Origin of the sequence: Bacillus sp. RC240 (genome assembly GCF_044907945.1) — a bacterium.
In the GTDB taxonomy this organism is placed as follows: domain Bacteria; phylum Bacillota; class Bacilli; order Bacillales; family Bacillaceae_G; genus Bacillus_A; species Bacillus_A mycoides.
In genome coordinates this window covers 108869-122564 of sequence record NZ_JBIYCT010000007.1, presented here as the reverse complement: position 1 = coordinate 122564, position 13696 = coordinate 108869, and the positions used below count along the sequence as shown (strand labels likewise).

Annotated in this window: 7 protein-coding genes, 1 pseudogene and 1 riboswitch; of the genes and pseudogenes, 7 read left to right on the top strand and 1 reads right to left on the bottom strand. The window is 35.0% G+C overall.

Features of this window, described 5'->3' with window-relative positions:
* Positions 1 to 184: 184 nt before the first annotated feature.
* A pseudogene (locus tag ABH955_RS29190) lies at positions 185 to 757 on the top strand (methyl-accepting chemotaxis protein); the annotation flags it as partial.
* Positions 758 to 789: 32 nt separating this feature from the next.
* Here ABH955_RS29190 and ABH955_RS21235 read toward each other — a convergent pair.
* Entirely contained in the window at positions 790 to 2124 is a 1335-nt protein-coding gene (locus ABH955_RS21235; RefSeq protein ID WP_404491636.1) for an FAD-binding oxidoreductase, read from the bottom strand.
* A gap of 271 nt (positions 2125 to 2395) precedes the next feature.
* A riboswitch (cyclic di-GMP riboswitch) is annotated at positions 2396 to 2487 on the top strand.
* A 163-nt stretch (positions 2488 to 2650) separates the two neighbouring features.
* On the opposite strand from ABH955_RS21235, the gene ABH955_RS21230 reads away from it, so the two are divergent.
* The 6 genes from ABH955_RS21230 (at position 2651) to ABH955_RS21205 (ending at position 13656) form a co-directional block, all read left to right on the top strand.
* Positions 2651 to 6280: a SpaA isopeptide-forming pilin-related protein gene (locus ABH955_RS21230; protein ID WP_404491635.1), complete on the top strand. Its 3630-nt coding sequence runs from the start codon at positions 2651 to 2653 to the stop codon at positions 6278 to 6280.
* A gap of 47 nt (positions 6281 to 6327) precedes the next feature.
* Complete coding sequence (locus ABH955_RS21225; protein WP_404457611.1) at positions 6328 to 7989, top strand: SpaH/EbpB family LPXTG-anchored major pilin; 1662 nt, start codon at positions 6328 to 6330, stop codon at positions 7987 to 7989.
* 90 nt (positions 7990 to 8079) lie between these two features.
* A complete protein-coding gene (locus ABH955_RS21220) occupies positions 8080 to 8898 on the top strand; it encodes a class C sortase (RefSeq protein WP_404457614.1) in 819 nt (272 codons plus the stop codon).
* A 457-nt stretch (positions 8899 to 9355) separates the two neighbouring features.
* Positions 9356 to 11020 carry a glycoside hydrolase family 13 protein gene (locus tag ABH955_RS21215; protein ID WP_404491634.1) on the top strand — a complete coding sequence of 555 codons (1665 nt, stop codon included), beginning with the start codon at positions 9356 to 9358 and terminating at the stop codon, positions 11018 to 11020.
* Positions 11021 to 11222: 202 nt separating this feature from the next.
* Complete coding sequence (locus ABH955_RS21210; protein ID WP_404491633.1) at positions 11223 to 12860, top strand: PTS transporter subunit IIBC; 1638 nt, start codon at positions 11223 to 11225, stop codon at positions 12858 to 12860.
* Between the two features lie 4 nt (positions 12861 to 12864).
* Positions 12865 to 13656 (top strand): endonuclease/exonuclease/phosphatase family protein, encoded by a 792-nt coding sequence (locus tag ABH955_RS21205; protein ID WP_404457620.1) that lies wholly within the window; start codon positions 12865 to 12867, stop codon positions 13654 to 13656.
* Positions 13657 to 13696 lie beyond the last annotated feature (40 nt).

Sequence of the window (13696 nt, the reverse complement as noted above, 5' to 3'; positions counted from 1 at the left end):
TGTCGATACAACAACCTCTATTGCGAGTGAAGTAGAAGAAAAAGCAAAAAAGTCCGACGAGTTGTCTTTAGAAATGGTTCAAGCTTTAGGACAAAGTACACGTGTCTTTACTTCTTTAATTCAAGGCATTCAAACATTGGCAAAAGAGAATGAAGATTCGATGCAAAATGTACAGAAGTTAGAAGAACGAATGAAACAAGTAGAACATATTGTTTCTGTTGTGAGTGAGATTGCTAGTCAAACGAATTTATTAGCATTAAATGCTTCTATTGAGGCAGCTCGTGCTGGAGAGCATGGAAGGGGCTTTGCAGTTGTAGCTGAAGAAGTACGTAAACTTGCAGATGAAAGCGATCATTCTGCAAGAAATATATCGCAGTTATTACGAAATATGCAAGAGGAAGTGCAACAAGTCGCATTGAAAATGACGGAGCAAGTGAAAAAAGCTAAAGAAGAGGCGAAACGCGGGGGAGCTACAGAATTAATTTTAAAAGAAATGTCATCAAGTATTATGGAAGTAGCAGATGCAACTAAGCAAATTAGTAGTTATATGAATGAACAAGTGAGTCGCATTCATCAAACAGGAGCACAAACAAAGGCTGTAGCAGCCATCGCTGAGGAAACGTCAGCTGGTTCACAAGAAGTGGCGCGTGTGACTCTGCAACAGTCTAAAAATATGGTAATAATCGATCGATTATTAAAGGATTTAGAGAAGCAAGCAACTGACTTGAAACAAACAATTGAGCGATTTTCAATGTGAAAAGGAAGAACAGTATTCTGTTCTTCCTTTTTTTACGTATGAAAAGGAGGAATGCTTTGTTGAAATCGAAAAACATTGCAAGGGTCATATATGGTCTTCACCTTACGTAGCTTTTGAAAATTAGAGCCATAATAACTAGTTTGCCAATTTTTAATGTCGATATCGGGCCAATTGACATAGTCACCTAATGTATAAGGATTTAAGCTTTCTCTTAAATCTTTAACCCAGCGTAAATTTTGATTTTCTTCATCGTCGCATTTCCAAGAGGTAATGTATTCTTGAGCAATAATTGCTTTACGATGGAAATAAGCTGTTTCATTAGGCGAAATATTTTCAACAGCACCTACGAGTGACTGGTGCCAAATACTCGCATCTTTATTTGGTGCATGAGAAAGAAAATATTGTAAGATTTGAATACCTTTAAGAGGGATAGGTTTATATACGTAGGAACCAGAACGTTTGAATTTTTCAGGAATATTGCCGCTATTAAAGAATTGAACAGCCTTTATATACGGGACTTCATCTATAAAGAGAGAAGGATTACCAGTTTCAAGAAGAGGAGATAATAGATGATAGAGTTCAGAAGGAGAGCCGACAAATTCACCTTTCACCTCGATTTTATTTCGTTGTTTAGAGAATAATTCAATTGATGAAGTGAGACGTTCATCTATATAAGGTGCCCAGTTTTGCCAAGCTTGAAATGCAGCAATAAAGTCTTCCCATTCCCATGTGAGTGAGAAAATGGAGACGTTTTTTATAGGATGGACCCGGAAAGTTAAGGAAGTAACAATTCCGAAATTTCCACCACCACCACCCTGGCATGCCCAAAACAGGCTAGGGTTTTCCTTTTCATTTGCACGAATGGTTTTTGCACCAAACTTTCCACATGCTTGTACCATTTCGACTTCTAGTAATTGATCACATGTTAGTCCAAATAAGCGTGAAAGCATACCGATGCCGCCGCCAAGTGTTAGCCCAACAATTCCAACGCTTGCACTTGTACCAGCTGGTATTGTAACGCCATGTTTCCAAAGATTCTTATAAACAGAGCCTAGATTTGCACCAGCCTCAATTGTTGCTGTTAATTTCTCTGTATGAACAGTAATTCTATTCATTTCACTTATATCAATAATAAGTCCTCTATTTAAAAGAGAAAAATTTTCATAGCTATGATGTCCGTTTCTTAAGCGAAATGGTATATGACGTTCACGAGCCCATTTTAATGCGTTACACACATCATTTTTATTTTGGCAAAAAACAATAATACAAGGGAGTTTTGGAATACTTAAATTTAAATTCATTCGGGCCACGTCATAGTCAGGATCTGAAGGTACGACGACACGACCGGTTAATTTTGTATGTTTCATTAGTATGACTCCTTTTTATAGAAGATTATTTTTACTATAATATATATGAAAAAATTATTTAAGGGTGTTTGAATTGTATGCTAAGTGTAATATAAAAGAGATAGAGCAATAATGTATATGTAGTATAGCTTTATATTGAGAAGGAGCATTGTCAGTTTAAACTTTAGAAGTAAGATGTCTGCTGGTTTATTGGAAGTTTTTTGAGAATTATTATGTGAAATAAAAAAATATAGTGGATAAATTTTTATTTTTTTTATAGAATAGTAATATTGGAATATCTTGGCACACTATTTGAAAGAATAGGTCGCAAAGCTTTGAGTCTAAGGTAATAAATCTTATTACTAGGATTGTCGGGTTGCAAATACAATTTGCAACCCGACAATCCTTTTTTATTTGCCCAATTATCAGATAATAAGATGTTTGTTTTAAGATGGCACACTTTATTGTTCTTAGGCTGAAAGCGGATGGTATTCGAAGAAACAGTGAATCTCCTTGTTGTTAAGGAGATTAATAGAGAGGTGTGAGTATGAAGAGTAAACAGATTAGTATATTTGTCATTTGTTTAATGGTAATGCAAATTATTGTACAGCCATTTATACATATTGTAGCAGCAGAAACATATGACAAAGAAGCGAATGTAAGTTTAAAGCTTTCGGTTGAGGGCGGAGATGGTTCGCCAAAAGATGTAGATAAAGATTTTGTATATCAACTTGATCTAAGTACATTTGGTTTAGAAGGTGGGCATAAAGACGCAAAAATCATTGTTAAACTACCACCTGAAGTCGAGTACGTAAGACATGGGAAAATTAGTGGCACGAATGCAGTATACGATAAAGAAACGCATTCAGTTATTTATACTTTTAAAGAGCCCCTTCCCAATGGAGATTCTAAAGCAGTCCCTATTACAGTGAAGTTTCCTAAAGGAACAAAAAATGGAACAAAAGCTACAGCTGTAGCGGATTTTGTATCTGATCAAGGAGGAAAAACTTCTAATGAAGTAACGGTTGTAGCATATGAAAAAGAAGTTCCTCCTGAACCACCTAAGAAACCAGAGTGGGAAATGCGTAAAACTCCTAATAAGTGGACGATTAAACCAGGAGAAGAAGTCGAATACACAATTCGTGCTCAACATGTTAGTGGGCCTACTACACTTGAATCACTTTCAATAAAAGACATATTACCGAAAGAAGCTCAGTTTATTTCAGCTAGTGATAATGGGAAATATGATGCGAATTCACATACAGTCGTATGGGATTTGAAAAATGTAGAAGGTGAGAAAGTTGTTAAAGTTAAGGTTAAGTTCCCCGAGGAAAATTTTGGTGAAGATCAAAATCAACAAGTTCTAAATAGAGTTGAGGCAAAACTAAAGCCAAAAGGGGAAGAGGAATTAACAAAACAAACACATGCGTATGTTGAAGTATCAAATAAAAAACCTCCTGTTATTCCTCCAGAGCAAGCTTTTTCAGAGCTGAGAAAAGCTGCCCAAAAGTCTGAATACAGTAAAGAAGAAGAAATTGCTTTTACACTATCTAACATTCAAAATCAATATTCTAAGGAAATTGATAATTTTGTGCTCCAAGATGACCGTTTTGATGAACAACTTCATTTTACGAGAATGCATACAGGTGCATTTTCAGGTGTAAGTGAATATAAGGTTTTATACAAAACGAAGAATAATCCAGAGTGGAAAGAATGGAAAATGATTCGTGGTAATGCGAACGGAGAATGGTTAGATGTTTCTTCTTTATCATTAGTTGAAGGTGATAAAGTAACCGGAATTCGATATGAATTTGGTAAAGTGCCTGCAGATTTTAAAATGAGTTATGGCGCATGGTTAATGTTTAAAGTGGATGATCCGAACTTTAAAGAAGGTATTTTGAAAAATACCGCACATATTTCATATGATATTGATGGAAAAAACTATATAAAAGAAGCGACAGCGCAAGTAAAAGTAAAAGAAAATCCCGAATCAAAGGTTACTTTTAAGAAAAAGGCGTTAACGAAGCCTGGAGAAAAGTATATCAAGGGAGAAGAAGTGGAATTTGAATTAACTGGTAAAGTTGATTGGAGTTCTACACCTTTAAAACAACCAATAATTGTAGATTGGTTACCAAAGGGATTAGAATATGTTCCAGGATCGGAGACATTTGCTGTCGTTAAAGATGAATGGGATAGAAAACCTTATGATGCAAAAAAAGTAAAGGTAGAAACGATTCCGAACTATAAAGAAAAAGGAAGAACCCTTTTACGATGGACTTTCTCTGAATTAGATGTTTCACCGAGAGACGCTGTGACTGTTAAGTTTAAAGTAAAGGTTAATAACTTTGCGATGGCAGGCAAGTACTATAATAAGGCGGGCTTAATGTCTAATGTCTCAACAATAGTATCTGCAGATAAGTGGGGACAACCAACAGGAAAAGATGAAAATGATCTTGATGGTGATGGTGACATAAATGACCCAATTATTGAAAGTCAAGATGCTGTTGAGATTGAAGAAGAGCAATCTTTAAAATCAATTAAATATGTAAAAGGTGAACTAGATGATAGTTGGAAAGGTTCACCAGAAGTAGCGACGACAGTACCAGGTGGAGAAGTGAAGTATCGTTTAAAAATTGAAAATGGTGGGACCGTAGCGGTTAGGAATGGTGTCTTAATTGATATATTCCCTGCAGAGGGTGACCAGTCAGTTTTACAAACGCAGAATCATTCACAAGAGCGTGGTAGTAAATGGACCCCATACTTAACATCACCAATTCAACTTACTGACGGTGATTTCATTAAGATTTATTACACGACTGTTTCAAAACCTAAGCGTGATGATTTAATTCAAGGAAATGATGCTTTTGTGAACCCGGATGGTGCAAATGATCCGAAGTGGTCTTTAGAGCCACCGGCGGATTTAACAAAGGTAACGGCAGTTAAATTTGAATTTGATAAGAATAAGCTTGTATATCCAGGCGAAGCAGCGACACTAGAATGGTCAATGCGTGCACCTGTTGATCTAGATGCTTCGGCGGGAATTGCATGGAATTCATTTGGATATAGTGCGATAAATGATGTAACAGGAAATTGGATTCAACCAGCAGAGCCAAACAGAGTGGGTGTACAGCTACATGCCTCGAAAAAGAGTTCATTAGGAGATTACGTCTGGCTGGATAAAAACAAAGATGGCATTCAAAACGATGGAAACACTGGTGTGAATGGTGTAGTCGTAGAGTTGTTAGATAAAGATGGAAAAGTTATTAGTATGACGAGAACTGGTAATGACAAAAAAGGAAATCCTGGTTATTACAAGTTTGTAAATTTAGATCCGGGTGAATACCAAGTGAGATTTATGTTGCCGGATGGTTACAAATGGACAAATAAAAACGTTGGTAACGATGAAAAAATTGATTCTAATGTTGATAAAGATGGATATTCAGAAATGATCAAACTTGGTGAAGATGAACATAATATGACAATCGATGCTGGACTAGTTGAAGATATAGTTGGTGCTGGGGAGTTAGAAGTTACGAAAGTAGAAAAAGGCAGCAATATTCCATTAAAAGGTGCTGTTTTCGAAGTCCGAGATAAAGATAATCATGTCATTCAAACAATTACATCGGGTGAAGATGGAAAAGCTAAGGCAATGGATTTACCAATTGGTGAATATAAGCTAGTTGAAGTCGAAGCTCCAGAAGGTTATAAACTAGATAATAAATCATACGACTTTGAAATAACGAAAGACACAAAAATGCCGATAGAGAAGACCGTTGAAAATGAATTGCTAGAAAAAGGTGTAATTGAAATTTCGAAGGTCGATGCTACAGATGTCAATCTGAAATTAAAAAATGCTGTGTTTCAGATTTTAGACAAAGATGGTAAAGAGATTGGGAAATTAACAACCGATGAAAATGGTAGGGCAGTTTCCAATCCATTACTGTTCGGAAAATATACAATTAAAGAAGTACAAGCACCAGATGGTTATATGCTTTTGAAAGAGCCAATTACAGTAGAAGTCGGATCATCAGTACACAAAATAACAATAGAAAATCAAAAGAGTCAGTGGGAAATCCCGAAAACGGGAGGTATAGGAACAGGCATTTTCTATTCCATCGGTGGGATTTTAATGTTACTAGTTGTGTTCTTATATGTTCGAAATAAAAGGAATAAGTAATAGAGTTTTAAATTGAAAAATTTATAGAGATAGTGAGGAAGAATAATATGAAAAAGATTTTTAGTATGTTGTTAATTTTAGCATTAACGTTTTCTATGTTGCCTAGTATGTTTGTGAGTGCAGCATCAAAAAATACAGGTTCTTTAACCATTCATAAGTACGAACAAGAAAAAAATGGGAAGCCAGGTGTAGAAGGTGATGGTTCTGCGAATCAAACAGTACCTGAGGACGTTAAGCCATTAAAAGGTGTAACATTTGAAATTAAGCAAATTGCGTCATTCGAAAAGATTTCAAATGATGGGAAGATTGCAAAGGAATATGTAAAGCCTGTAACAAACGCAGAGTCAATCAAAATGACAACAACTGATAAAGGTGAGGCAGTATTTACAGATTTACCGTTAGGACGTTATGAAGTAAAAGAAGTTGCTGGACCAGCACATGTTAACTTAAATCCAAATACGTATACAGTCGACATTCCAATGACAAGTAAAACGGGCGATGTGCTAAACTACGATGTTCACATGTATCCAAAGAATGAAATCAAACGTGGAGCAGTAGAATTAACAAAAATAGGTGCAAAAGGTAAAGTACTTCCAGGGGTAAAATTCTCTTTATATACAGAGGATGGTAAATTAGTTGAAGAAAAGTTAGTAACAGGTACAGATGGTAAAATTCGTGTAGAAGGTTTAGAGTATGGTAATTATTATTTCCAAGAGAAAGAAGCACCAAAAGGTTATGTTACAGATCCAACAGAACATGCATTTTCAATTACTGAATCAGGTACAATTAATGAGGACGGTTCAATTACATCTGGTAAAGTAGAGACTGTGGAAGTGAAGAACTATGAAGAGCCAACGATTGATAAAAAGATTAATAAAGATTTAGAATTCTTACCAATTAATACACAAACAGATTACAACTATGATATTAAAACATTAATTCCAGAAGATATTAAAGAATATAAACAGTATGTTGTAACAGATACGTTAGATAATCGATTAGAAATTCAAGGAAAACCAGTTGTGTACATCGATGGTGTAGAAGTAGATTCAAGTGTGGTAGAAGTAGTTGTAGAAGGCCAAAAAGTAACAGCGACTGTGAAAGATTTCTCAAAATTAGATGAAAAAAAAGAGTTGCATTTACAAATTAAATCACAGATTAAAGAAGATGTAGCAGCTGGAACGAAAATTCCAAATACAGCTACAATCGATTTTGAAAATAATAATAATGTAACAGGTCACAAAGAATCTAAGCCGGTAATTGTTGTCCCAACAACTGGTAGCATTGAGTTGACGAAAGTTGATGGTGCTGATAATAAGAAATTACAAGGTGCAGAATTCGAATTACAAGATAAAAAAGGTAATGTGGTAGTAGTAGGAAAGCAAGAAGTAAAAGGTGTATCTGATGAAAATGGTATTATTGCATGGAATAATATTCCATACGGAGACTACCAAGTAGTTGAAACGAAAGCACCGACTTATGAAAAAGAAGATGGTACAAAAGCTTCTTATCAAAAATTAAGAGATCCAATTGATGTAACAATTAATGCGGATCACCAAACTATTAAATTAAATGTAGAGAATAATAAAAGTGGTTGGGTACTCCCTTCAACAGGTGGTATGGGAACAATGCTATTTACTGTAGTAGGTCTCGTGTTGATGGTTGTAGCAGCATTTGTTTTCTTCAGAAGAAATACAGCGAAAAATTAAGGTTTAGAAATGATAATGATATAGCATAAAAAGAGGAGAAGCGAATAGCTTTCCTCTTTTTAATATTTTTAAATACTTAAAGGGGGTACTATGAAACAAAATATCGTTTTTGGATGCATTTTTTTATTAGGACTGGGTATATTTTTGTATCCAACTGTAAGCGATTGGTTCGCGACAAGAACACATTATTCTCAAGTTAGTTCCTATGATAAAGCTGTAAAGTCCCTTCAAAAGAAAGAGCTCGAGCGTCGAGAAAAAGAGGCGGATGAGCATAATAAGCAAGTTCAAAGCTCTGGGCAAACATTTGCAGATCCATTTGCTGAACAACCAAAAGATAATCAAAATTCTTATGCAGATGCTTTAAATCTAGGCGATACAATGGGGTATATTGAGATACCTCAGATTAATGTGAAGCTTCCAATCTATCAAGGGACTTCAGAGGCAGCTTTGAGTCGCGGTGTAGGTCATTTAGATAAATCTTCATTGCCAGTAGGTGGGACAAGCACACACACTGTTTTAACGGGGCATCGAGGTTTACCTTCTGCAGTATTATTTACTGATTTAGATAAAATGAAGGAATCGGATGTTTTTTATATCCATTCATTAGATAAGGTCCTCGCTTATAAAGTAGATCAAATTAAAGTTGTGTTGCCGCATGAAGTAGACGATTTATTAATTGTGGAAAATAAAGATTATGCAACTTTAATTACATGTACTCCTTATGGTGTGAATACACATCGTTTGTTAATTAGAGGGCATCGAATTCCTTATGAAGTAAAAGAAAAAGAAATGATTTCAAAACCATCTACGTCCAAAGATTGGATGATGGCCGTGCCAATCTTTATTTTAGTTGTACTCTTACTTTCTGTTTATATGAGAAGAAGAAAGAAGAAGAAGCAGGGCAATTAAATTATATAGGTAATGAAATGAATTGGTTTGGAGAAGGAAGTTGAAATGTCACCCTTTTAAAGGGTACTAAACAAATAATGTAACTTTAAGAAGGTGATCTCTGTATGAAAACAGGAATCATCTTTTTTGAATTCAATCAGATACGCAATCGGTTAATGTGACAAGTAAGAATTTTGCATTAACGGAAAATGATACTCGTACCTCAAAATCTAGTGAAAGCAAAGAAGATAAGTGGAAGGTGAAGACTCACACTTTATATTTTGGAAAGTAAGCTAATCAAGTCTGATAGTAATAAAACTTATGCGATCACAATGAAATAGGGGATGATTTCGTAATGGAATGTAGATATTTAATAGTAGTGTGAAAAATTCTCGTTGCAAACTCTCCATATTTTGTTATGATAGTGTTACGAAAACGTTTGCATAAAAAAATCGAGATGCAAAAGGAGAGAGTTATTATGAAGAAAACATGGTGGAAAGAAGCAGTTGCTTATCAAATTTATCCACGTAGCTTTATGGATTCAAATGGTGATGGTATTGGAGATTTGCAGGGGATTATTGCAAAGCTGGATTATTTAAAAGATTTAGGTATAGATGTAATTTGGATTTGTCCAATGTATAAATCACCTAATGACGATAATGGTTATGATATTAGTGACTATCAAGATATTATGGATGAATTTGGTACGATGGAAGATTTTGATATGCTACTAGATGAAGTTCATAAGCGTGACATGAAGCTTATTATTGATTTAGTTATTAATCATACAAGTGATGAACATCCATGGTTTATTGAATCAAGTTCTTCTAAAGACAATCCGAAGCGTGATTGGTATATTTGGCAGGATGGGAAAGACGGCGCGGAACCAAACAATTGGGAAAGTATCTTTAATGGTTCTGCATGGGAATATGATGAAGTGACAGAGCAATATTATTTACATTTATTCTCGCGTAAACAACCAGATTTGAACTGGGAGAATAAAGAAGTTCGTGAAGTTTTATATGATACTGTTAATTGGTGGCTTGATAAAGGTATTGATGGTTTCCGCGTCGATGCGATTAGTCATATAAAAAAAGAAGATGGCCTCAAGGATATGCCAAACCCAAAAGGGTTAAAGTATGTGCCTTCTTTTGACAAACATATGAATGTAAATGGTATTCAGCCATTACTAGAAGAATTAAAAGAAAACACATTTGCTAAATACGATATTATGACTGTTGGAGAAGCAAATGGTGTGAAAGTTGAAGATGCTGATCTTTGGGTTGGAGAAGAGAACGGTAAATTCAATATGGTATTCCAATTTGAGCATTTAAGCTTATGGGATGCAGAAAAGAAGAAAGACCTTGACGTTGTTGAGTTGAAAAAAGTATTAACAAAGTGGCAAAAAGGTTTAGAAAATAAGGGATGGAATGCTTTATATATTGAAAATCATGATAAGCCACGTATTGTGTCTACTTGGGGAAATGATAAAGAATATTGGCGTGAAAGTGCAACGGCTTTAGGATCGATGTATTTCTTTATGCACGGCACACCGTTTATTTATCAAGGACAAGAAATTGGTATGACAAATGTTCAGTTCCCAAATATTGAAGATTACGATGATGTAGCAATTAAAAATTTATATCGTGAGAAAATTGCAGAGGGCGTATCACATCAAGATATGATGGAAATTATATGGGCTTCTTGCCGCGATAATTCACGTACACCTATGCAGTGGAACGATGAAATGAATGCTGGCTTCACAACAAGTACACCTTGGTTTAGCATGAATCCAAATTACAAAGAAATTAATGTTGAAAAGCAAAAAAATGAAGAGAACTCTATTTTCAATTTCTATAAGAAAATGATTGCCTTGAAAAAAGAGCACGATGTACTGAACTACGGTACGTACGATTTACTTTTAGAAGACGATCCACAAATTTATGCATATACACGTACGTTACAGGATGAAAAAGTCATTGTAATTAGTAATATCTCAAAAGAGGAAGCTGTGTATAATGAGAGTTTATTCGCATTAGAACGCAAACGTTTGCTTTTAAATAACTATAAAGTTGCGGAACATGAACAAATAACTACAATCACGTTAAAACCTTATGAAACAAGGGTTTATCGCATTTCATAATGAAAAAGGATGCTCCTTGAGCATCTTTTTTTATGAAAAAAAATAAATTTCTATTGCAATGTGAAAACGCTTTTATTAAAATAGATTTATGAAAACGGTTGCGTAAAGAGAAAAAAGTAACATAAGGAATCGTTTTCATAAGAGAAACAGAAATTATAATTTAAATCATTATGTTGTTATAAATAAAGGGGAGGAAGAACAGATGAAAATTACGTCTTTTGATTTTTGGCAAAAGTTCGGGAAAGCGTTACTAGTTGTTGTAGCTGTAATGCCAGCAGCTGGTTTAATGATTTCCATCGGTAAGTTAATTGGGATGTCTGCTGGGGATGTTAACGCAGTTCATACCATTGCTCGAGTAATGGAAGACATCGGTTGGGCAATTATTACAAATCTACACATCTTATTCGCAGTAGCAATTGGGGGATCTTGGGCGAAGGATCGAGCAGGTGGTGCATTTGCAGCACTGTTAGCATTCGTCTTAACAAACAGAATTACAGGAGCTATCTTTGGCGTAAACGCTCAAATGTTAGCGGATTCAAAAGCGACAGTTTCTTCATCATTAGCAGGTGATTTACTTGTAAAAGATTATTTCACTTCTGTACTTGGTGCACCAGCATTAAACATGGGAGTGTTCGTAGGGATTATCACAGGTTTCCTAGGAGCTACTTTATATAACAAATACTACAATTATAATAAACTGCCACAGGCATTAGCATTCTTTAATGGAAAACGATTCGTACCATTCGTTGTAATTGTTTGGTCTACAGTCACTGCGATTGTATTATCACTTGTATGGCCATTTATCCAAAGTGGATTAAATGAATTTGGTCGCTGGATTGCAGCATCTAAAGATAGTGCACCAGTTATTGCACCGTTTGTATATGGAACGTTAGAACGTTTATTATTACCATTTGGATTACATCATATGTTAACAATTCCGATGAACTACACAGAGCTAGGCGGAACATATACGATGTTAACTGGCTCAAAGGTTGGACAAATTGTAGCGGGACAAGATCCGTTATGGCTTGCATGGATTACAGATTTAAATAACTTATTAGCAAATGGAGATACGAAAGCATATAACGATTTATTAAATAACGTTGTACCAGCTCGTTTCAAAGCTGGACAAGTTATCGGCTCAACGGCAGCGTTAATGGGGATTGCGTTTGCGATGTTCCGTAATGTTGATAAAGAAAAACGTGCAAAATATAAACCAATGTTCTTATCAGCTGCATTAGCAGTATTCTTAACAGGTGTAACAGAACCAATTGAATTCATGTTCATGTTTATTGCACCAGTATTATATGTTGTGTATGCAATTACAACAGGACTTGCATTCGCATTAGCGGATTTAATTAATTTACGTGTTCATGCATTTGGATTTATTGAGTTAATTACACGTACACCAATGATGATCAATGCAGGTTTAACGAGAGATTTAATCAACTTTGTTATTGTTTCATTAGTGTTCTTCGGCCTTAACTTTACGTTATTCAACTTCTTAATTAAAAAATTCAATTTACCAACGCCAGGGCGTGCAGGAAACTATATTGATAATGAAGATGAGTCAACAGAAGGAACAGGAAATGTACAAGATGGTTCATTAGCAACAAAAGTTATTGATTTATTGGGCGGAAAAGATAATATTGCTGACGTAGATGCTTGTATGACACGTTTACGTGTAACAGTAAAAGATTTAGATGCCGTTGCACCAGAAGCACAATGGAAACAAAATGGTGCTTTAGGACTTATTGTAAAAGATAAAGGTGTACAAGCAGTATATGGCCCGAAAGCTGACGTATTAAAGTCAGATATTCAAGATATGTTAGGTGCGTAATAATATGAAATTGCTAACTTTAAATTGTCACTCTTGGCAAGAAGAGAATCAAATTGAAAAAATAAAGTATCTTGCTAAAGCAATTCAAGAAGAAGATTATGATGTGATCGCATTGCAAGAAGTAAGTCAGTCTATACAAGCTGAAAATGTATGCGGTAACAAGAAAAAAGATAATTTTGGGCTTTTACTGCTAGAAGAGTTAAGAGCATTAAATGTAAAAGAATACAATATTATTTGGGATTTCTCTCATATTGGATATGATGTGTACGAAGAAGGATTAGCAATTATAACAAAGCACAACATTGTAAAGGAAGATACGTTCTTTGTCTCAGAAAATAAGGATACAACGTATTGGAAAACACGCAAAATTGTAAGTGCAACAATTGCTTATAATGATAAGAATATAACGTTTTATTCTTGCCATCTCGGTTGGTGGAATGATGAAGAAGAATCATTCAAAGGCCAAGTTAATCGTTTAATGGAGCGTGTAAATAGCAATGAACTTTCCTTCTTAATGGGTGATTTTAATAACAATGCTCGTTTGGAAGGAGAGGGTTATGAGTATATGATGCAAAAAGGTTTATATGACACATATGAACTAGCGATAGAGAAGGATGAAGGAACAACTGTCCAAGGAGAGATTGCTGGTTGGGATGAAAATAAACAAAACTTACGAATCGACCTAATATTAAGCAATCAAAGTAAAACAGTTAATTCTTCAAAAGTCATTTTTAATGGAACAAATCGAAATGTAATTTCTGACCATTTCGGTGTAGAAGTACAATTAGATATATAATAGAAGAAATCCTCACAGATAATGAAAAGCTGTGAGGATT